This window comes from Streptomyces sp. ME02-8801-2C (genome assembly GCF_033793965.1).
Lineage (GTDB): Bacteria > Actinomycetota > Actinomycetes > Streptomycetales > Streptomycetaceae > Streptomyces.
Genome location: NZ_JARAXP010000002.1, coordinates 865,571 through 886,138, shown reverse-complemented (window position 1 = coordinate 886,138; position 20,568 = coordinate 865,571). Strand labels below are relative to the sequence as shown.

The window sequence follows — 20,568 nt, the reverse complement described above, 5'->3', positions numbered from 1 at the left end:
CCCGCCTGACGTCCTGACGTGTTGTCGTGGACCATGGGTCCACCGCCCCCGACCGGAGTGAACAGAGTGAACCGATGAACACCGCCATCGAGCGTTATCTCGCGGACCACCCCCGTGTCGTCGACACGGTGACCGTCGTGACGCTGTTCGTTCTCTTCATCGTGGGCGCCCGGATCACCCTGCCCGGCGCCACCCGGCACGAGGACCTGTGGCCCGCCGCGATCATCGCCGTCAGCGCGTGCGCGGGCGTGCTGCTGAGCCGCAGCCGTCCACGGACGGCCGTGGTGGTGACCACGGTCTGCGCCCTGACCGCGAGCGCCCTGGGCTATCTGGTCACCGCGCTGATCCTGGCGCCCGCCATGGTCGCGATCTACTGGCTGGCCATCCTCACCGACCGGCGGACCACCCGCGTCTACTGCCTCGGCATGATCGCCACGCTGGTGACCACGACCACCTTCCTCGACCCCCTCGACCATCCGCTCCTCCTGAAGACGGTCGCCCCCATCGCGTACGTGCTCGTCCCGGTCGCCAGCGGCAGCGCGCGCCGGATGCGGCGCGCCTATCTGGACGCCGTGCACGCGCGTGCCGAGTTCGCCGAGCGGACCCGGGAGGAGGAGGCCCGGCACCGGGTGACCGAGGAGCGGATGCGCATCGCCCGGGAGCTCCACGATGTCGTCGCCCACCATCTGGCCCTGGCCAACGCGCAGGCGACCACCGCCGCGCACCTCGCGCGCAGCAACCCCGAGCAGACCCGCAGGATGCTGACCGACCTCACCGACACCACATCCTCGGCGCTGCGTGAACTCAAGGCCACCGTCGGGCTGTTGCGCCACGCCGACGACGTCGACGCCCCGCTGGAACCGGCCCCCGGGCTCTCCCGGCTCCCCGAGCTGATCGACGCGGTCCGGTCCGCCGGGGTCGAGGTCGTCCTCACCACCACGGGCAGGGAGCGTCCGCTGTCGCCCGGGGTGGACCTGACGGCGTACCGGATCGTGCAGGAGGCGCTCACCAACATCACCAAGCACGCGGTGGGCGCGACGGCCTCCGTGCTGCTCGCTTACTCGGCGGACCGGCTGACCATCACGGTCACCAACAACGCCGGCGTCGCGGCCCTCGCCGGTCCGCCCGCGCACACGCCCGCGCCCGCGCCCGGGTTCGGTCTCATCGGGATGCGGGAGCGCGCCCAGTCCGTCGGCGGCAACCTGGAGGCAGGACACCGTCCGGAGGGCGGGTTCGAGGTCTCCACCGCCCTGCCCCTCTACCCCCACACCCCGGAAGAAGAGCGCACCCCATGACCATTCGCGTCCTGCTCGCCGACGACCAGGCCCTGCTCCGGGCGACGTTCCGGATCCTGATCGACTCCGAGACCGACATGACGGTGATCGGCGAGGCCACCGACGGCCGGGAGGCGGTCGAGCTGACCCGCGGCCACCTCCCCGACGTGGTCCTCATGGACATCCGGATGCCCGGCACCGACGGTCTGGCCGCCACCACCGCGATCTGTGCCGACCCGGAGCTGGCCGCGACACGGGTGCTGATCCTGACCACGTTCGAGACGGACGAGTACGTGGCCCAGGCGCTGCGAGCGGGCGCCAGCGGCTTCCTCGGCAAGGACGTCACCGCCGAGGCACTGCTCGCCGGCATCCGCACGGTGGCCTCCGGCGAGGCCCTCCTCTCCCCTGGCGCCACCCGCACCCTCATCACCCGCTTCCTCAACTCCCCTGCCCCGGGAGCCCAGTTGGCGACACCCGAGTCACTCGCGGCGCTCACCGCCCGGGAACGGGAGGTGATGTGCCTGGCGGCCGAGGGCAGATCCAACGACGAGATCGCGGACAAGCTGTACGTCAGCCCGCTGACGGTACGCACCCATGTACACCGAGCGATGACCAAGCTGGGCGCCCGCGACCGGGCCCAACTGGTCGTCGTCGCCTACCAGTCGGGCCTGGTACGGGCCATGCCTCCGCAGGGCTCCTGAGCCCGTGGGCCGACGGGCCCCGCCGTTCCGGTCCACTCGGTCCGCCGGGGCGGGGCCGGGGCACGGGGCGGGCCGGGGCGGGGCCTGCCGGGGCACTGGGCGGGCCGGGGCGCTACGCGAGCCGGAGCGTTGGGCGAGCCCGAGCGTTGGGCGAGCCCGAGGCGCCACCCGAGCCCGGAGCAGGGGGCAAGCCCGAGGCGCCGCGCGAGCCAGGGGCGGCTGGCGTCATGCGGTGTCGACGTCGTCGGAGGCGAGTCGCCGCCGGTGCTGCCGGCCAACCCGCCGGCCGCCGGTGGGGGCGGCTTCGCCGGGACGCGCGTCAGGCGCCGATCATCGTGTGCGGCACGCGGACAGCAGCGAGGCCGCCGCCCATAACCTCCCCTCCCACGTCATCGCCGGTGCCGCCCCGGCGGACCGCGATGCGGCGAAGCCGCTCACTACGTGCGGCTTCGCCGGAGCCTCCTCAGTCGCCGACTGTCGTGGGCTGGACCGTTTCGTCCGTCGGGGCCGGGGTGGTCGTGGGGCGAGTGCGGGAAGCTCGTCGGGCCGTGGCGCGGGCCGCCAGGGGCTCCGTCCAGCGGGCGGTGAGGGGGCCGGCGACGACCAGGATCAGGACGTACGCCGTGGCCAGCGGGCCGAGGTCGGACTCGATGCCGGCGGTGACCGCGAGGCCCGCGATCACGATGGAGAACTCGCCGCGGGCGACCAGCGCGCCGCCCGCGCGCCAGCGGCCCCTGAGGGAGATCCCGGCGCGGCGGGCCGCCCAGTAGCCGGTGGCGATCTTCGTGCCCGTCGTGACGACGGCCAGGGCGAGGGCGGGCAGCAGTACGGGCGGGATGCTCGCCGGGTCGGTGTGCAGCCCGAAGAAGACGAAGAAGATGGCCGCGAACAGGTCCCTGAGCGGGCTGAGCAGGGTGTGCGCGCCCTCCGCGACCTCCCCCGACAACGCGATCCCGACGAGGAACGCACCCACGGCGGCGGAGACCTGGAGCTTCTGCGCGATACCCGCGACAAGGATGGTCAGCCCGAGGACGACCAGCAGCAGCTTCTCGGGGTCGTCGCTGGAGACGAAGCGGGAGATGACCCGGCCGAAGCGGACGGCGACGAACAGGACGAGTCCGGCGGCCCCGAGCGCGATCGCCAGGGTGACGCTGCCGGCGGCGAGCGAGACCCCCGCCACCAGCGCGGTGACGATGGGCAGGTACACCGCCATCGCCAGGTCCTCCAGAACCAGGATGCTGAGGATCACCGGGGTCTCCCGGTTACCGACCCGGCCCAGGTCGCCCAGCACCTTCGCGATGACACCGGAGGACGAGATCCAGGTGACCCCGGCGAGCACGACGGCCGCGACCGGGCCCCAGCCGAGCAGCAGCGCGGCGGCGGCGCCGGGCAGCGCGTTCAGGCTGAAGTCGACCAGCCCGGCCGGGTAGTGGGACTTGAGGTTGGAGACGAGATCGCTGGCCGTGTACTCGAGGCCGAGCATCAACAGCAGCAGGATGACGCCGATCTCGGCGCCGGTGGCGATGAACTCCTCGCTCGCGCCGAGCGGCAGCAGCCCGCCTTCGCCGAAGGCGAGACCGGCGAGCAGATAGAGAGGTATCGGGGAGAAGCTGAGCCGCGCGGCCACCCGGCCGAGCAGCCCGAGCGCCAGGATGATGGCGCCGAACTCGATCAGCAGTACCTGGGAGTGCATGGCGGTGTCACTCCCGTCCGAGTATCGCCGCGGCGGCGTCGACACCCTCGCGCGTACCGATCACGATGATGACGTCCCCGCCGGCCAGCCGGAAGGAGGGCGTCGGGGAGGGTATGGCCTCGGCGCGCCGCAGCACGGCGACGACGGACGCACCGGTCTCCGTCCGCATGCGCGTCTCCCCGAGCACCCGCCCGTTCCAGCGCGACCCGGCGGCCACCTCCACGCGCTCCGCCACCAGCCCCAGCGGTGTCGTCGACAGCAGACTGGAGCTGTGGTGCGAGGGGCTCAGCGCGTCGATCAGCGAGGCGGCCTCCGGCGCGGTCAGCCGCAGCGACTGGGCGCACGAGTCCGGATCGTCCTCCCGGTACAGGTTCACGGTGCGGCCGCCGTCGCGGTGGGCGACGACCGACAGATGCCGTTGCTCACGCGTGATGAGGTCGTACTGGACCCCGATGCCCGGCAACGGGGTCGCCCGCAGGCGTGGCGCAGACACGTTGGTTCTCCTTGCTGGTGGGGGGGGTTGGTGTGGTTGCTGTTGTTTTGCTCGCGGAGCCCCTGCCGGAGCCCCGGCCGGGACCTCAGGCCCCCGTGGTCCCGTCGGCGAGTTCACGCAGGAGGTCGGCGTGGCCGTTGTGCCGGGCGTACTCCTCGATCATGTGCACCATGATCCAGCGCAGGGAGAGCCCCTGCGTGCCGGCCAGGGCGGCCTCCCTGTCCGACAGCCGCCCGGACTCGTCCAGCGAGGCAGCGGCTGCGACCAGTTTCCGGCTCTGCTCGACCTCCGCCCGCCAGACGGTGAGCGCCTCGTCGAGACCGCGCTCGGGGACGAGGGTGAAGCCGTCGCCCTTGCCCTCCGGGTGGACGAGTGGCGCGTCGAGGCCCGCGAACACCCGCTGGAACCAGTTCCGTTCGACCTCGGCCAGATGCTGGACGAGCCCGAGCAGGGTCAGCTGCGAGGGAGCGGCCGACGCGAGGCGTACCTGACGATCGTCGAGGCCCTGGCACTTGAGGGCGAGTGTCGCGCGATGGAAGTCGAGCCAGGCGCTCAGCATGGCGCGTTCGTCGGCATGGGCGGGAGGTATCGGGCGGCCGTCCGGTGTAGTCGACATGTCCTGCACCCTCGCACAGGTGCCCGCTCAGCCGCGAGGAATACCGGCGGCGGGGAGATCGCTGACACGGACACACCCGAGGACGTCCGGAGCCGTGATGCAGAACCCAGCAGATCAACCGGAGCAGCCTGAGCGACCGGGACGACCCGGGCGACCGGTGCCGGGGTCGGTGCTGTCCGCGACCCGGCTCTCCCTGCTCGACCGGTCCCGTACCCGGGAGGGGCACCCGGACGCCGAGGCCCTGCGGGACACGGTCGCGCTGGCCCGGGAGGCGGAACGGCTCGGCTTCCACCGGTTCTGGGTCTCCGAGCACCACGGCGTGCCCGGTGTCGCCGGTTCCGCGCCCACGGTGCTGGCGGCGGCCGTGGCGGCCGCGACCAGCACGATCCGGGTCGGCACGGGTGGCGTCATGCTGCCGAATCACCAACCGCTGGTCGTGGCCGAGCAGTTCGGTGTCCTGGAGTCCCTGTTCCCGGGCCGGATCGACATGGGGCTCGGCCGCTCGGTCGGCTTCACGGACGGCGTACGCAGGGCGCTGGGCCGCGACAAGGACATGGCCGACGACTTCTCGGCCCAGCTCGACGAACTGCTCGGCTGGTTCGACGGCACCTCCCCGACCGGGGTGCACGCCCGCCCCTCCGAAGGGCTGGCCGTACCGCCGTACGTGCTCGCCATGGGCGAGGGCGCCGCGATCGCCGCCCGGTCGGGCCTGCCGATGGTGATCGGCGACCTGCGCTCCCGCGAGCGGATGCTGCGCGGCATCGACACCTACCGTGCCGAATTCCGGCCCTCGGCCTGGGCGGACGAGCCGTACGTCGTCATCTCGGGCACGGTCGCGGTGGCCGCCACCCCCGAGGATGCCCGTCGACTGCTCATCCCCGAGGCCTGGTCGATGGCGTACTCCCGCACCCACGGCACGTTCCCAGCACTGCCGCCCGCCGACCAGGTCGCGTCCCGCACGATGACCGCCAAGGAGCGCGGCTTCTACGAGTCGGGGCTCGTCGGCCAGCTCGCCGGTACGGCGGACGAGGTGGCCCACGAACTGGAGACGGTCCTGAAGGAGACAGGCGCGCAGGAACTACTGGTCACGACCAGCACATACGACCGAACGGCCCTCCTGGACTCCTACCAAAGGCTGGCCGCCCTGTTCCGCCCCTGAAAGAAGAGGCGGCAAAGCCGCCCTTCTTTCAGGGGCGCAGGGAACTGCGCGACCAGCCCCAACGCACCCGCACCCCTACACGCACAGCCGACCGGAAGCCCTCACCCCGGCCGATGCGCCCCAACCCGCCCCGGCTGGGCCGCCCTCGCCAGGGACCGCCGGTCCGGGTGGCTCCCCGGCGCTATCGCGTCCCGTACCTCCACCTCCGCGACCAGGCCGCGAGCGGACACCACCCGCCACACCGACGTGAGCAGGGAGTCCTCGCCGACGAAGGCGGGCACCGTGCTGGCCGCTCCCCCGGTGAGCCGGTAGTGCAGCCGCACCGGCTGGACGGGAACCCCGGCGTCCAGTGCGGCCTGGAACACCGCCCGCCGGAAATGGCCCTGGGTCTTGCCGCACCATGTGCTGCCTTCCGGGAAGGCGACGACCGCCCTGCCCTCCCGCAGTGCGTCGGCGATCTTCGCGACGGTCTGCGGCAGCGCCCGCAGTCGGTCCCGCTCGATGAACAGCGCGCCGCTGCTCGCGGTCAGCGTGCCCGCCACCGGCCACTGCCGGATCTCGGCCTTGGCGAGCATCCTGGCCGGTCGTACGGCGGCCAGCAGGGGGATGTCCAGCCACGAGATGTGGTTGGCGACCAGCAGGAGGCCCCCGGTGGGGGCGCCCGGGCCGGACACCCGGAGGCGGACGCCCGCCGCCCGCACGATGGTGCGGGCCCAGCGCCGTACCCACCCGGCGGGGATCCACCTGCCGAACGGGGTCAGTGTGATTCCCGCGAGCAGGACGGCCAGCACGGTCACCAGTCGCAGCACGGCCAGGGGCAGGGCCGTCGTGGACCCCGTCGTCTCCACGCACGCCCTGGGGGTGCAGGGCGCGCTGGGCAGCCAGACGCTCATCAGGCCGGGACGAGGGAGAGGAAGTGCCGCAGATAGCGCTGGTTGATCCGGCGCATCGACATCAGCACGTACAGGTCGGCGACCCCGAAGTCCGGGTCGTGGGCGGGCTCCCCGCAGACCCAGGCGCCGAGCCGGATGTATCCGCGCAGCAGCGGGGGCAGTTCGGTGCGGCCGGCGGGACGGGTCACGCCCTCGGCGGACCAGGGCAGCAGCGGGCGTACCCGGAACTCCTCCGGGGCGAGGTGCCCCGCCCGGACCCGGTCCCAGGTGCCGGCGGCGAGGGTGCCGCCGTCGGAGAGCGGGATGGAGCAGCAGCCGGCCAGCCAGTCGTGGCCACGGTCGACCATGTAGTGGGCGATCCCGGCCCAGATGAGGCCGATGACGGCGCCGTCGCGGTGGTCGGGGTGGACGCAGGAGCGGCCGACCTCGACGAGTCCGGGGCGGATCGCGTCGAGCGGGGTGATGTCGAACTCGCCCTCGGAGTACAGGCGTCCGGCGATCGCGGCCCGCTCCGGGGGCAGTAGCCGGTAGGTGCCGACGACCTGGCCGGTGAACGTGTCACGGACGAGCAGGTGGTCGCAGTACGCGTCGAAGGGGTCGATGTCGAGGCCGGGCTGCGGGGAGGACAGCAGGGCGCCGAGCTCACCGGCGAAGACGTCGTGCCGCAGGCGCTGCGCGGCTCGTACGTCGTCCTCGTCGCGGGCGAGGGTGACGGTGTAGCGGCTGGGTGTGGCAGGGAGCGGGGGACGTTCGATGGTGGAAACGCCGGTCATGGCTCTCTCCTGGTCACGGGCCGGGTCGGCGGAGCGGCGGCGGACCGATGCGTACGGTCCGTGCGCTCCTGTTCTTCCGATGCCGGTTGGCCTGTGCGTGTCCGGGGGCAGGAGAGGGGATGTGGGGATGTTGAATGCCCGGGGATCGGGCGCCTGGAGCGGGTCGAAGGGCGCGCTATCCGGCGCGCCTCAGCAGGGCCACCGTCAGACCGCCGGGCCGTTCCGTGCCGGACACGGTGTAGTGCGCGCGCAGGGCCGAGGCCTGGTCCGGCGGCAGTCCGTTCAGCGGGTCCGGTTCGTTTCCCATGACCACCAGCCAGATCCGTTTCTCGGTCCCGAGGCACCGTTCCGGGCGCGGACAGTCGGTCGACAGCAGGTCGTTGCGGTCGGCGGCCGACCGTGCGAGGAAGACGTCCCGCATCCCCGCCTCGCGTGGCAGGTAGTAGCGCACGCCCAGGGCGAACATGCCCGCTTCTTCGTTCCGGTCGTAGACGATCGCGTCGCCGGGAGCGTAGTACTTCTGGATGACCGCCGCGGCTGCCGCGTAGTCGGGGCCGCCGGCCCAGTAGTGGGCCAGTGGTTCCCGCAGTGCTTTCTGCTCGGGCACCGTGAGCAGCGCGAGGACCGCGAGAACCGGCGCGAGCAGCCACCGGGAGCGGGCCCCGGCGGCGAGTGAGGCCCCGGCGAGTACGGCGAACGCCAGCAGGGTGAAGAGCATGAAGCCCTACACCTCCACCCTGAAGGGTGGAGCACTGGGCAAGCGTTCGGCAGCGGAATTGGAAGTACGAGATCTCCCCATGGGACAGCGTGCAGATCACGAGAGGAGGGCACCGCGCCGGACACTGCGCAGAAGACGACGGCGGTACGCGGGGCACAGCGACGGCCAGATCACCAGGGCGTAGGGGCGGGCTTCGTGGGCGAACCGGCTCACCCCCGGGATCAGCGCGAACAGCAGTCCGCCGGCCAGTCCGGCCCGGCGGCCGAACAGCCGGTTGCCGATCAGTGCCACGCAGGCGGCCGTACCGGCCATGGCCAGCGCGGAGGGCAGCCGTACGGCCACCGGTGTGTTACCGAAGACCCCCGTCCGCTCGTGGAGGAGCAGGTAGTAGGTGCCCACCACGGCGTCCACGCTCCGCAGTGTGGCCAGCACCTGACCCGTGCCGCGGCCGGCCATGTCCCAGCTGGTCAACTCGTCGCGTCCGAGCAGCGGTTCGCCGATCCGGTACAGCGCCAGGAGCAGGGTGACCGCCGTGGGCCACAGCCACAGCCGACCGGGGCGGCGAGCCGGTCGTGCCGTGCCGGGGAGGGGTGGGGAACGGTGTCCAGGGCGGGAGCGGTGACGAGTGCCATGCCGACAGCCATAGCCGCGCGGCATCGGGAGCGTCCGCCAGACCCGCTCGGGGCCCGCGGTTTTCCCCTGTTCGGCCCAGGTAGGGCGGCGAAGGCCCCAGGTCGCCCTACCGCTGGACCTTGCGGGTCGCCCGCAGCCACTCCTTGTTCATCCCGGTGATGGAGACGAGGGGGATCCCCTTCGGGCAGGCGGTGGCGCACTCCCCGGCGAGGGTGCAGCCGCCGAAGCCCTCCTCGTCCATCTGGGCCACCATGTCGAGGACCCGGGTCTCCCGCTCCGGCGCCCCCTGTGGCAGCACGTTGAGGTGGTTGACCTTCGCGGACGTGAAGAGCATCGCCGCGCCGTTGGGGCAGGCGGCCACGCAGGCGCCGCAGCCGATGCACTCGGCGTGCTCGAAGGCGAAGTCGGCGTCCGGTTTGGGTACGGGGGTGGCGTGGGCCTCGGGGGCGGCGCCGGTGGGGGCGGTGACGTAGCCGCCGGCCTGGATGATCCGGTCGAAGGCGGACCGGTCGACGACCAGGTCCTTCACCACCGGGAAGGCGGCGGCGCGCCACGGTTCGACGTCGATGGTGTCGCCGTCCGCGAAGGCCCGCATGTGGAGCTGGCAGGTGGTGGTGCGTTCGGGCCCGTGGGCGTCGCCGTTGATGACGAGCGAACACGCGCCGCAGATGCCCTCACGGCAGTCGTGGTCGAACGCGACCGGGTCGTCGCCCTTGAGGATGAGTTCCTCGTTGAGGGTGTCGAGCATCTCCAGGAAGGACATGTCGGCCGAGATGCCGTCCACCTCGTACGTGGACATGGCGCCGTCGGCATCGGCGTTGCGCTGCCGCCAGACGCGCAGGGTCAGCTTCATGCGTAGCTCCGCTGGGTGGGGTGGACGTACTCGAAGACGAGGTCTTCCTTGTGCAGGACGGGAGGTGTGCCCGTGCCGGTGAACTCCCAGGCGGCGGCGTACGAGAACTCGTCGTCCCGGCGCTCCGCCTCGCCGTCGGGGGTCTGGGACTCCTCGCGGAAGTGGCCGCCGCAGGACTCGGCGCGGTTCAGGGCGTCGAGGCACATCAGCTCGGCGAGTTCGAGGTAGTCGACGACCCGGTTGGCCTTCTCCAGCGACTGGTTGAACTCCTCGCCGGTGCCGGGGACCTTGATCCGGCGCCAGAACTCCTCACGGATCTGCGGGATGCGCTCCAGGGCCTTGCGCAGCCCGCTGTCGCTGCGGGCCATACCGCACAACTCCCACATCAGTTCGCCGAGTTCACGGTGGAAGGAGTCGGGAGTGCGGTCGCCGTCGACGGACAGGAGGAGGTTCAGCCGGTCCTCGGTCTCCGCCAACACCTCCTGTACAGCCGGGTGTTGGGCGTCGACGGGGGCCTGGGCGGGGTTGCGTGCCAGGTAGTCGTTGATGGTGGCCGGGAGGACGAAGTAGCCGTCCGCGAGGCCCTGCATCAGCGCGGAGGCGCCGAGCCGGTTGGCGCCGTGGTCGGAGAAGTTGGCCTCGCCGATCGCGAACAGGCCGGGGACGGTGGTCTGGAGGTCGTAGTCGACCCAGAGGCCGCCCATCGTGTAGTGCACGGCGGGATAGATGCGCATGGGGACGGTGTACGGGTCCTCGGCGGTGATCCGCGCGTACATGTCGAAGAGGTTGCCGTACTTCTCCTCGACCGCCTTGCGTCCCATCCGCCGGACGGCGTCGGCGAAGTCGAGGTAGACGCCCTGTCCGCCGGGTCCGACGCCCCGCCCCTCGTCGCAGACGTTCTTGGCGGCGCGGGAGGCGATGTCACGCGGTACCAGGTTGCCGAAGGAGGGGTAGATGCGCTCCAGGTAGTAGTCGCGCTCGTCCTCGGGGATCTCGTTCGCGGGCCGTGTGTCTCCCTTGGCCTTCGGGACCCAGATCCGGCCGTCGTTGCGCAGCGACTCGCTCATCAGGGTGAGCTTGGACTGGTGGTCGCCGGTGCGTGGGATGCAGGTCGGATGGATCTGGGTGAAGCAGGGGTTGGCGAAGTGGGCGCCGCGCCGGTGCGCCCGCCAGATCGCGGTGGCGTTGGAGTTCATGGCGTTCGTGGAGAGGTAGAAGACGTTGCCGTAGCCGCCGGAGGCGAGGACGACGGCGTCCGCGAAGTGGCTGGAGATCTCCCCGGTGATCAGGTCCCGGGCGACGATCCCCCGGGCCCGTCCGTCGATGACGATCAGGTCGAGCATCTCGGTGCGGGCGTGCATCTCGATGTTCCCGGCGGCGATCTGGCGGCTGAGGGCCTGGTAGGCGCCGAGCAGCAGCTGCTGGCCGGTCTGGCCGCGCGCGTAGAAGGTGCGCGAGACCTGGACACCGCCGAAGGAGCGGGTGTCGAGCAGTCCGCCGTACTCGCGGGCGAAGGGAACGCCCTGGGCGACACACTGGTCGATGATCTCGACGGAGATCTGCGCCAGCCGGTGGACGTTCGACTCGCGGGCGCGGAAGTCGCCGCCCTTCACGGTGTCGTAGAACAGCCGGTGGACGGAGTCGCCGTCGTTGCGGTAGTTCTTCGCCGCGTTGATGCCGCCCTGGGCGGCGATCGAGTGGGCGCGCCGTGGGGAGTCCTGGTAGCAGAACTGGACGACGTGGTACCCCTGTTCGGCGAGCGTGGCCCCCGCCGAGCCGCCGGCCAGCCCGGTGCCGACGACGATGACGGTGTGCTTGCGCCGGTTGGCGGGGTTGACCAACTTGGCCTCGAAACGGCGCGTGTCCCAGCGCTCGTTGACGGGTCCGGCGGGTGCCTTGTGGTCGACGAGGGGCTCGCCGGTCGTGAACTCGGTGTATTCGGAGGTCATTTCAGCTCACCACTCCGGTCATGACGCCCACGGGTACGGCGAGAAAGCCGGCCGTGAGCAGCAGCGCGAGGACGCCTGCGACGGTCTTGAGGGCGCGGTCGCGGGTGCGGTTGCCGACGCCGAGGGTCTGGGCGGCGCTCCAGAAGCCGTGCCGGATGTGCAGGCCGAGGGCCAGCATCGCGACGATGTAGATGACGTTGCCGTACCAGGTGGAGAAGGTGTCGACGACGTTCTGGTAGGGGTGGCCCGGCTGGAAGCCGCCCGAGTGGACGGTGCCGGTGGTCAGGTCGAGGACGTGCCACACGATGAAGAGGCCGAGGATGATCCCGCCCCAGCGCATGGTGCGGGTCGCGTAGCTCGCCCGCGCCTTCTTGTGAACGTACTTGCTGGGCCGGGCCCGCAGGTCGCGGCGGCTGAGCTGGTAGGCGGAGGTGGCGTGGGCGACGACCGCGGCCACGAGCACGACCCGGATGATCCAGAGCGTCCACTCGTAGTGCATGAACGGTTCGCCGACCGTGCGCAGCCAGTGGGCGTAGTGGTTGAACTCGCCGGGCCCGAAGAAGATCTTCAGGTTGCCGATCATGTGGACAACGAGATACAGCAGCATGATCAGGCCGCTCACGGCCATCACGGTCTTCTTGCCGACGGTGCTGTCCCACACGGTGCGTGCCATGGACGGCCGTCGGTCCGTCCGCGTTGCCAGAGCCATGGCTCAGACGCTAGGCCGAGAGTCCCTCATCGGTCCAAGACATGGTCCGGCTCGTTTCCATAGACAGAGCCTATGCAGACCTATGCTGAACCCATGCAGTTCCAGCAGCTCCAGTACTTCGTGGCGGTCGCCGAGACCCGCCACTTCACCCGCGCCGCCGACCTCGTCCATGTCGCGCAGCCGTCGCTGTCGCAGCAGATCAAGTCGCTGGAGAGGGAGTTGGGGGCCGAGCTGTTCCTGCGGGCGCGCGGCAACATCACGCTCACGGATGCCGGCGAGGCACTCCTGCCGCTGGCCCGGCGCATCCTGGCCGACGCGGACACGGCCCGCCACGAGGTGCAGGAACTGGTCCACCTCCGGTCCGGCCGCATTCGCCTGGGCGCCACGCCGAGCGTGTGCACGGGGCTGTTGCCGGACGTGCTGCGCGCCTTCCACGACCGCTATCCCGGCATCCGGCTGCTGATCGAGGAGGGCGGCTCGCACGACCTCGTACGGGAGCTGGCGCGCGGCGCCCTGGACCTCGCCCTGGTCGTCCTTCCGCTGCCGACGCCGTCGCCGGCGCTGACCACGCTGGAGGTCCTGCGCGAGGACCTGGTGGTGGTGTCGTCCCCGGACGCGCCCGCACCCGGCGGGGGCCGGCGGACCGTCCGCGTCGCCGATCTGGAAGGCGAGCGTCTGGTGATGTTCCGGCACGGCTACGACCTGCGTGAGCTGACCGTCGCCGCGTGTCGCTCCGCCGGGTTCGAGCCGGACTTCGCGGTGGAGGGCGGGGAGATGGACGCGGTGCTGGGGTTTGTGCGGGCGGGGCTGGGGGTGGCTGTCGTACCGCGCATGGTGGCCAGCCGGGCGGGGCGTGGGCTGCGGGTCACTCCGTTGGCTGGGCCGGGGTTGTTCCGGGCTATTGCCCTGGCCCATCGGAGTGATGTGGCTCCGCCTCGGGCGGCTCGGGAGTTGCAGCGGATGCTTCTGGAGCGGTGAGGGGGGTGGGGGCGGGGTTTGTGGACACAGCTCAGGTTGTGTGTGGCTGGTCGCGCCCACGCGGCGGAGCCGCAAATGTCACAGCCCCGCGCCCCTGGCTCGGTCACCCTGTCGCGTCCACCAAAGCCAGGTCGTGCAGGCGTTCCGGGGGGCCCGGGCGGGCGTAGTACCAGCCCTGGGCCGTGTCGCAGCCCAGTATGCGGAGTTGCTCCGCCTGGGCGCCCGTCTCCACGCCCTCGACCGTGACCGTGAGGTCCAGGCTGTGGGCAAGGGAGACGATCCCCTCGACGATCTTGAGGTCGACGGGGTCCGCCGGGAACTGCTGCATCCCCTGGGTGAAGGAGCGGTCGAGCTTGAGGATGCTCACCGGCAGGCGGCGCAGGTTGGCGAGGTTCGAGTAGCCGGTGCCGAAGTCGTCCAGGGCGATGTCGACACCCATCTCGGCGAGGCGGCGCAGCGGCTTGAGGAGGTCGTCGTCGGCGCCGATCAACGCCGACTCCGTCACCTCCAGGCACAGCGCCTCGGGTTCCAGTCCCGCGCGTTCCAGGATGTCGACGGTGTCCTGCACCAGACCGGGGTGGGTGAGCTGACACGGGGACAGGTTGACGTTGATGCGCAGCGGGCCGCCCGCCGGATGTCCGCCGTACTGTTCCTGCCAGTCGCGGGCCTGGCGCACCGACTCCTCCAGGACCCAGCGGCCGAGCGGGACGATCAGGCCGGTGTGCTCGGCGAGCGGGATGAAGCGGTCGGGGCCGAGGACGCCGTGCTGCGGATGCAGCCAGCGCACCAGTGCCTCGGCGCCGCGGACGCTTCCGTCGCCGAGGTGGACCAGCGGCTGGTACTCGATGAAGAACTCGCCGCGGTCCAGGGCCGCCGGTAGTGCCGTGGTGAGCCCGTGACGGGTGATCGCCTTCAAGTCGGCCTCGGGGTCGGCCAGTTCGAAGCGGTTGCCGCCCGCCGACTTCGCCCGGTACATGGTGATGTCGGCACTGCGCAGCACCTCCGCCGGTCCGCGCTCCCCCGCCGGGCCCTCGACGATGCCGATGCTGCCGCGCACGGTCAGCTCGCGGCCGTCGACGCTGACCGGGGCGATCAGCGCGTGCATGATGCGTGCCGCGAGCTCGTCGACCTCGGCCTCGGTGTCGGGGCCGGTGGTCAGCGCCACGAACTCGTCGCCGCCGAGCCTGGCCACCATCTCGCCCGGCGCGGTCGCGCAGGACTGCAGCCGGTCGGCGACCTCGACGAGCAGTCGGTCGCCGGCCGCGTGTCCGAGGCTGTCGTTGATGGTCTTGAAGCCGTCGAGGTCGAGATAGCACAGGCCGAAGCGCTGGCCCTCGCCCGCTGTCACCGCCTTCTCGAGGCGTTCGAAGAACAGGGTGCGGTTGGGCAGTCCGGTGAGCGCGTCGTGCGTGGCCTCGTACCGCAGCCGCAGGTTGAGGAGCCGGCGCTCGGTGGTGTCCTCCATCAGGGCGAGCTGGTACTGCGGCCGGCCGTCCGCGTCACGCAGGAGGGAGACGGTGAGGTTGGTCCACAGGACCGTTCCGTCAGGGCGGTAGAACGCCTTCTCGACGTGGTAGTGCTCGCGTTCGCCGGAGACGAGTTCCTCGTACAGCTTCCAGACCTGCGGGGCGTCGTCCGGGTGCGTCCAGTCGGTGACCCTGCGGCCCCGTACGGTCTGCTCCGAGCCGCCGAACATGCGTTGCAGCGCGCCGTTTATCTGCAGGATGTTCCCGTCGAGGTCGGCGATGCCGATGCCTATGGCCGCGCCCTCGAAGACCGCGCGGAAGCGGGCCTCGCTGTCGTGCAGGGCCTCGGCGACCGCGCTGCGGGCGCTCTGCGCGGCCCACGCGATCGCCTCCTGCTCGGCCAGCGTCCGGTCCCGCAGCGCGCCGGCGTAACCGGCGGCCATGGCGTGCTGGAGGCGCGACGAACGGGCGCGCAGATCCTCCTGCGGGCCGTCCTCACCGCAGTACAGGACCAGGTAGGCATCCACGCAGTCGAGGGAGCGGCTGAGCGACTCGGGGTCGGTGCAGTGCGCGGCGACCAGCGCCGCGCCGACCGCCCGGCCCTCCTCGGCGTCGAACGTCCTGGCCCGTAGCGCCTTGCTCAACCGCCCGGCGAGCGGCAGGAGTTGCTCCTCGAACTCCACCCGGGTGAGCGATGTGGACGTCACCTGGTAGACCGCCCGGCTCCAGATGGTGGCGAACCTGCGGAGTCTGTCCTGGGGGCCGTCCGGCTCGGCGGTCACGCCTTGCGTCCCACGCCGGCGAATCCGGAGAAGGAGTACGCGTCCTCGTCCTCCGGTGCCGTCTCCGGCCGCCAGTGCGGCATCGCCACCAGTCCCGGTTCCACCATGTCGTACCCCTCGAAGAACCGCGCGATCGCCTCGCGCGATCGCATGACCAGCGGATTGCGAATGCCCTTGTATACGTCGACCGCGCCCTCGGCCCGCTCCGGCGGCACCGGGATTCCCTCGTACGAGGCATGCGTCAGGACGAGCAGGCTGCCGGGCGCGAGCGCGTCGCGCAGCTCGGCGACCGCCGCGTACGGATCGTCCATGTCTTCCACGAAGTGCAGTATGGCAACGAGAAGCAGGGCCACTGGCCGGTTCCGGTCGATCAGGCCCTGCACCTGGGGGCTGTCGAGGATCTCCCGGGGCTTGCGCAGATCGGCGGCGAGGACGTCCGCGTGCTCGTCGCCGGCCAGGACCGCCTGGCTGTGTGCGACGGCGACCGGGTCGTGGTCGACGTACATCACCCGCGCCTCGGGGCTGACCGCCCGCGCCACTTCGTGGACGCTGCCGAAGGTGGGAATGCCGGAGCCGATGTCGAGGAACTGCGTGATGCCTTCAGCGGCGGCGAAGCGTACCGCCCGGCGCATGAAAGCGCGGTTCGCCTGCATGATCTTCGGAAGTCCCGGCATGAACTCCATGGCCCTGCGGGCGGCTTCCCGGTCGACCTCGAAGTTGTGCGAACCGCCCAGATAGAAGTCGTAGATCCGGGAAACGCTCGGCACCGAGATGTCGATGCCCCGGGGGGCCCAGGCGGGACGCTCCATCTGTCTCTCTCCAGGCGTTGGCAGGCGTTGGCGCTCCAGTGTTCGAGCTGAGGTTACTGATCGCCTGCCAAAGGAGCGAGCGGAAACGGAAATTGACCATCCGTTCCCGGTCACTGCCTGCGGCACGTGCCGAATTGACGTACCGCGAACTCTCTACGAAAAGTATCCGGAGCGTTCCAAAGAGTTCCCAAAGTTACGAAGTGGAGTTGCCGACTCCCGGTGAAATACGGCGAGTCGGGGACGATTCACCGGCAAATCGCCCTGCGTGTCGTCGCGTTGCGGACATGCCGAAGCGGCCTGCTCCCGCCGTGCCGCACGAAGAGTGCGGGACACGGAGGGAACAGGCCCGGAGAAGTCGAAGTCGGTTTCCCCTGCTGTCGGTTACTGCCTGGCCTTACTGCTTCGGCGCGCCGACCAGGCTGCCGTCGGGGGCCACGGCGTACCAAGTGCCGCCGACGCCCTGGCCGTTGGTGTCACCGGGCTTCTTGTCGTTGATGAAGGTGTAGATGGGCGAGCAGTTGAGCGTCTGCTGCTCGGCGCCGTTGTCGGGCCGGGTGAAGTCCATGTAGCCCTTCTCCTTGATGCCCTTGGTGTCCTTGAAGGCGACCGGCGAGACGACCGGCCACTTGTCCAGGCAGGCGCCGACACAGGCGGACACCGGCTTCGGCCACGCCTGGTCCTTCAGGAAGCGGTAGACCGTCATGCCGTTCTTGTCGACGACGATCGTGCCGAGCTTGGGGTCATTGCGGGTGGACAGGCCGGGCTGCGCGGCGAGCGTCGCCTTCTTGCCGTCGGGGGCGAGGCCGTACCACTTGCCGCCCACACCCTGGCCCTTGATGTCGCCGGGCGCGGCGTCCTTGGCGTAGTAGTAGGCGGCCCAGCCGCCGACCGTGAGCTGCTTGGTGCCGTCGGCGCGCGTCACCTCGCCGAGCAGTCCGGCGTCGACACCGACACCGGCCGAGACGTCGTCCGCCGGGACCGGCGGCCAGGCGGCGGCGCAGTCGCCGTCACAGTTGGACTTCGGCGGTTCGGCCGTGTCCTGGTCGAAGCGGTACATCGTGCGTCCGCTGCTGCTGGCCAGCACCTTGCCGATCTGGGCGTTGGTGACCACGTTCAACTGGCCCGCAGCGGCGGAGTTGCCCGCGGCGGCCTGCTCACCATTGGCGTCCGAACCGGTGTCGGTACCCGTGCCCGTACCGGTGCCCGCACCCGCGCCGGCACCCGCCGTGCTCGTGCCGGCCACGGATCCGTAACCACCGGCGGCCGGGGCCGCCGCGCCGACGTTCTGGCTGCTCGTGTCGGTGGCCTTGTCCTGACCGCACGCCGTCGTCAGCGCCAGCACGGCCGCAGCTGAGGCTACGAGTGAGGCGCTCCGCCAGGAGGTCTTCATAGGGAAACTCCCCGTAATCGTTAGGGTGTTGCGACGCCCCGCTTGGCCGCCGCACGGTCCTAGGTACGGGCGGGGGTGGTCACTGCGTTCAACCAACGCACAAATTTCTTTCCGAACCCTGTGGTCCCACCCGCCGCACCTCGCACCCGAGGACGATCACGGCCCGCACCTAGAACACGCGATCTAAACCGCCGCACGACATATGTCACTCGTTCGGGGCAATCTCCTCGCGCTCCCGCGCGCGCGAGAGCGCCCAGCGCACATGATCTTCGTCGTGTATGGACCCACACGGACCCGATTCGCCCTCGCCATACGGGTATTGGCGCTGCTGGCCCTGACCTGGCTGCTCATCGGCGTGCCGGTCGGCACGGCCGACGCGAGGACCTGCGTCTCCGTCTCCACCGGCGCGGGCAGCGGCACCTCGGTGTCGGTCAGCGGGAACGGTGCCTCGGTCACGGTCGGCACGGGTGTCCCGGTCGCCGCCCAGGACGGCTGGTCGGTGGGCGTGGGCAACGGTGGAGCCGTCGTCACCGGAAACGGCACCGAGGTCGTCGTCGGCACCGGCACCTGGTGTCCGAGCCCGACCCCGACACCACCTCCGCCCTGCCCCACACCGACGCCCACACCCACACCCACTCCGACCCCGACTCCCCCACCGACGCCCACCCCCACGCCGGAACCTCCGCCGCCACCCAAGCCGAGCCCCGAACCCACCCCGACCCCGAAGCCCACTCCCCCGCGGAAGCCGGCGCCGGAGCCGAAGCCACCGGCCGCGCCGCCCGCCCCCGCGCCCCGGCCGACCCCGAGTCCGCCGCCGCCACCTCCCGCCCCTGCTCCCGCACCCAGCCCCGCGCCCACACCGATGCGCACCGAGAAGCCGAGCCCGAGCCCGACCGCGTCACCGATGCCCGCCCGGGTCAGTTATCCGCCGTACCGCGTGTCCGCCCACAAGCGGACCGTCCGTGGCGGCCCCTCGCTGGTCTCGTTCACCCTGCTCGTCACCCTGCCCGCCGTGATCGCCGTCATCGCACTGCGTCCGCGCTGACCCCTTGGAGGCATCCTCTTGTCGGAATGGCTTGTTCTCGCCGTCGCGATCGCGGCCGCGTGCGCGGTCGTCATCCTCATCACCTTCGTACGGGACCGCAGGGCCCCGGACGACGAGGACCCGTCCGACACCCCGGACGTGATCGAGTACATGACGATGTGGATCGGCGTCGTGTACGCCATCGTGCTGGGCCTGGCCATCGCCGGCGTCTGGGAGGCGCGCGGTGTCGCCCAGGACCATGTCTCGACCGAGGCCCACGCACTGCACGAGATCTCCGAGCGCGTCCGGGTCTATCCGCCCGACGTGCGTGACCGCATTCGGGACGACGTCAACGCCTATGTCGGACACGTCGTCAAGACCGAGTGGCAGGAGATGAGCGACAACGGCCAGGTCACCAAGCGCGGCGACCAGCTGATGCAGCGCATTCGCGTCGACGTCACCGACTACGAACCGAAGACGGACTTCCAGGCGCAGGCCTACCAGCCGCTCCTGGACCAGGTGACCATGGCGGACCAGGCCCGCACGGCCCGCGCCGACTCGACCGGGCCGACCATGCCCGGCGTCGTGTGGTTCGGACTGATCGCGGGGGCCCTGATCACGGTGGGGATGATCTTCGCCCTCCAGATCCGGCGCACACCCCGCGAACTGGTCCTCGCCGGGCTGTTCTCCACCCTGATCGCCTTCCTGCTCTTCCTGATCTGGGACTTCGACGCGCCCTACAGCCGTGGCATCACGGCCACGGCCGATCCGTTCCTGACGCTCTTCCCGGGCGCGGGCCGCTGACCGCCCGCGAACGGGTGGGGACCGGCTGACGGCTCCTCGCCCCACGCGTCCCCGGGGACACCTGCCACGCGCGGGTGTCCCCCGACTCGCTCGGCGGGGTCCCCCGACCGGCCCACATCCATGACCCGTTCGCCCGACACCGATCGCGCATACGCACAGGCGTTCCTAGCGTTTCGGTCATCGAGGTGCATTTCTGGCGCGAACGGTACGGCGCGAGCGGAAAAGGTCCGCAGCTGCTCCTCGGGGACCCGGAGGATTCACATGCGCGCGATACGCGTCGCCTCGGCCGCACTGCTGGGCGTCACCGCCCTCACCCTCACCGCACCCGCCGCCCAGGCCGTCGTCGCGGACAACAGCGTCACGTCGTTCGGGTTCAGTGTCGTGCCCTCGACCGTCGCGGCGGGCGGAGAGGTCACGCTGCGCGTGGACAACTGCAACGACGACACCCGGGTGTCCTCCGGCGTCTTCGACACGGTCACCATCCCGAAGGGTCACTCGTCGAGGACGACGAAGGTCGACTGGGACGCCAAACCGGGGGCGGCGTACCGGGTGACGTTCACCTGTGGCGGCGAGAGCGGCCACACCGACCTCACCATCGCGGGCGGACACCCCAGCGACCCCACGCACTACCCGCTGCCCGTCCAACGGGGTGTGCACGCGGGTGAGGGCGGCACCGTCGCCGGTTTCGACCTCGGGGAGATCGGCCTCGGCGCGGCGCTCATCGCGGGGTCGCTGACCGTGGCGTACCACTTCTCCCGGCGTCGACCGAGCGACGACAACGCCTGACGTGGCGGCACCCGTACAGCCTTTCGCCCCGGACCCTGACGGGTTCCGGGGCGAAAGGCTGTCGG

20 protein-coding genes are annotated in these 20,568 nt (G+C 71.1%); 7 read left to right on the top strand and 13 right to left on the bottom strand.

Going from position 1 to position 20,568, the window contains the following annotated elements; translation table 11 throughout:
- The first annotated feature begins 74 nt into the window (after positions 1 to 74).
- Together PV396_RS08310 and PV396_RS08305 are read left to right on the top strand one after the other, a co-directional pair.
- Positions 75 to 1,295 (top strand): sensor histidine kinase, encoded by a 1,221-nt coding sequence (locus PV396_RS08310; RefSeq protein ID WP_319201946.1) that lies wholly within the window; start codon positions 75 to 77, stop codon positions 1,293 to 1,295.
- The gene (locus tag PV396_RS08305; RefSeq protein ID WP_319201944.1) at positions 1,292 to 1,975 is read left to right on the top strand and encodes a response regulator transcription factor; all 684 of its coding nucleotides are present in this window, start codon (positions 1,292 to 1,294) and stop codon (positions 1,973 to 1,975) included. Before PV396_RS08310 ends, PV396_RS08305 begins: the two co-directional genes overlap by 4 nt.
- Positions 1,976 to 2,438: 463 nt before the next feature.
- On the opposite strand, the gene PV396_RS08300 is transcribed toward PV396_RS08305, so the two are convergent.
- The 3 genes from PV396_RS08300 to PV396_RS08290 form a co-directional block, all read right to left on the bottom strand.
- The gene (locus PV396_RS08300) at positions 2,439 to 3,668 is read right to left on the bottom strand and encodes a cation:proton antiporter (RefSeq protein ID WP_319201942.1); all 1,230 of its coding nucleotides are present in this window, start codon (positions 3,666 to 3,668) and stop codon (positions 2,439 to 2,441) included.
- Between the two features lie 7 nt (positions 3,669 to 3,675).
- The gene (locus PV396_RS08295; protein WP_319201940.1) at positions 3,676 to 4,161 is read right to left on the bottom strand and encodes a cation:proton antiporter regulatory subunit; all 486 of its coding nucleotides are present in this window, start codon (positions 4,159 to 4,161) and stop codon (positions 3,676 to 3,678) included.
- Positions 4,162 to 4,246: 85 nt separating this feature from the next.
- Positions 4,247 to 4,777 (bottom strand): DinB family protein, encoded by a 531-nt coding sequence (locus tag PV396_RS08290; protein WP_319201938.1) that lies wholly within the window; start codon positions 4,775 to 4,777, stop codon positions 4,247 to 4,249.
- A 97-nt stretch (positions 4,778 to 4,874) separates the two neighbouring features.
- Here PV396_RS08290 and PV396_RS08285 point away from each other — a divergent pair, with 97 nt between their 5' ends.
- On the top strand, positions 4,875 to 5,936 hold the full coding sequence (locus PV396_RS08285; RefSeq protein ID WP_416071355.1) for an LLM class flavin-dependent oxidoreductase: 1,062 nt from the start codon (positions 4,875 to 4,877) through the stop codon (positions 5,934 to 5,936).
- A gap of 101 nt (positions 5,937 to 6,037) precedes the next feature.
- On the opposite strand, the gene PV396_RS08280 is transcribed toward PV396_RS08285, so the two are convergent.
- From PV396_RS08280 to PV396_RS08250, 7 genes are all read right to left on the bottom strand, one after another.
- Complete coding sequence (locus PV396_RS08280; protein ID WP_319201934.1) at positions 6,038 to 6,829, bottom strand: lysophospholipid acyltransferase family protein; 792 nt, start codon at positions 6,827 to 6,829, stop codon at positions 6,038 to 6,040.
- A complete protein-coding gene (locus tag PV396_RS08275; RefSeq protein ID WP_319201933.1) occupies positions 6,829 to 7,602 on the bottom strand; it encodes a GNAT family N-acetyltransferase in 774 nt (257 codons plus the stop codon). The genes PV396_RS08280 and PV396_RS08275 overlap by 1 nt, the downstream gene beginning before the upstream one ends.
- 175 nt (positions 7,603 to 7,777) lie before the next feature.
- Entirely contained in the window at positions 7,778 to 8,320 is a 543-nt protein-coding gene (locus PV396_RS08270; RefSeq protein ID WP_319201931.1) for a hypothetical protein, read from the bottom strand.
- Positions 8,321 to 8,416: 96 nt separating this feature from the next.
- Positions 8,417 to 8,977, bottom strand: coding sequence for a glycosyltransferase family 39 protein (locus PV396_RS08265; RefSeq protein ID WP_319201929.1), 561 nt, complete (start codon positions 8,975 to 8,977; stop codon positions 8,417 to 8,419).
- An 82-nt stretch (positions 8,978 to 9,059) separates the two neighbouring features.
- Positions 9,060 to 9,806, bottom strand: a complete 747-nt coding sequence (locus tag PV396_RS08260; protein WP_319201927.1) for a succinate dehydrogenase/fumarate reductase iron-sulfur subunit — start codon at positions 9,804 to 9,806, stop codon at positions 9,060 to 9,062.
- Entirely contained in the window at positions 9,803 to 11,755 is a 1,953-nt protein-coding gene (locus PV396_RS08255) for a fumarate reductase/succinate dehydrogenase flavoprotein subunit (protein WP_319201925.1), read from the bottom strand. The genes PV396_RS08260 and PV396_RS08255 overlap by 4 nt, the downstream gene beginning before the upstream one ends.
- A gap of 1 nt (position 11,756) precedes the next feature.
- A complete protein-coding gene (locus PV396_RS08250) occupies positions 11,757 to 12,428 on the bottom strand; it encodes a succinate dehydrogenase (protein ID WP_319202319.1) in 672 nt (223 codons plus the stop codon).
- A 129-nt stretch (positions 12,429 to 12,557) separates the two neighbouring features.
- Between PV396_RS08250 and PV396_RS08245 the strand changes: the two genes are divergently transcribed.
- Positions 12,558 to 13,442 carry a LysR family transcriptional regulator gene (locus tag PV396_RS08245; RefSeq protein ID WP_319201923.1) on the top strand — a complete coding sequence of 295 codons (885 nt, stop codon included), beginning with the start codon at positions 12,558 to 12,560 and terminating at the stop codon, positions 13,440 to 13,442.
- A gap of 103 nt (positions 13,443 to 13,545) precedes the next feature.
- Here the strand turns inward: PV396_RS08245 and PV396_RS08240 are convergent, their stop codons facing one another.
- The 3 genes from PV396_RS08240 to PV396_RS08230 all read right to left on the bottom strand — a co-directional run bounded on the left by PV396_RS08240 (position 13,546) and on the right by PV396_RS08230 (position 17,889).
- Positions 13,546 to 15,690 carry a putative bifunctional diguanylate cyclase/phosphodiesterase gene (locus PV396_RS08240; protein ID WP_319201921.1) on the bottom strand — a complete coding sequence of 715 codons (2,145 nt, stop codon included), beginning with the start codon at positions 15,688 to 15,690 and terminating at the stop codon, positions 13,546 to 13,548.
- The gene (locus PV396_RS08235; RefSeq protein ID WP_319201919.1) at positions 15,687 to 16,499 is read right to left on the bottom strand and encodes an SAM-dependent methyltransferase; all 813 of its coding nucleotides are present in this window, start codon (positions 16,497 to 16,499) and stop codon (positions 15,687 to 15,689) included. Before PV396_RS08235 ends, PV396_RS08240 begins: the two co-directional genes overlap by 4 nt.
- Positions 16,500 to 16,893: 394 nt before the next feature.
- Positions 16,894 to 17,889: an SCO0930 family lipoprotein gene (locus PV396_RS08230; protein ID WP_319201917.1), complete on the bottom strand. Its 996-nt coding sequence runs from the start codon at positions 17,887 to 17,889 to the stop codon at positions 16,894 to 16,896.
- A gap of 274 nt (positions 17,890 to 18,163) precedes the next feature.
- Between PV396_RS08230 and PV396_RS08225 the strand changes: the two genes are divergently transcribed.
- From PV396_RS08225 to PV396_RS08215, 3 genes are all read left to right on the top strand, one after another.
- Positions 18,164 to 18,934: a hypothetical protein gene (locus PV396_RS08225; protein WP_319201915.1), complete on the top strand. Its 771-nt coding sequence runs from the start codon at positions 18,164 to 18,166 to the stop codon at positions 18,932 to 18,934.
- Positions 18,935 to 18,952: 18 nt separating this feature from the next.
- The gene (locus PV396_RS08220) at positions 18,953 to 19,717 is read left to right on the top strand and encodes a hypothetical protein (RefSeq protein WP_319201913.1); all 765 of its coding nucleotides are present in this window, start codon (positions 18,953 to 18,955) and stop codon (positions 19,715 to 19,717) included.
- A gap of 261 nt (positions 19,718 to 19,978) precedes the next feature.
- Positions 19,979 to 20,503, top strand: a complete 525-nt coding sequence (locus tag PV396_RS08215; protein WP_319201910.1) for a hypothetical protein — start codon at positions 19,979 to 19,981, stop codon at positions 20,501 to 20,503.
- The last annotated feature ends 65 nt before the right edge of the window (positions 20,504 to 20,568 follow it).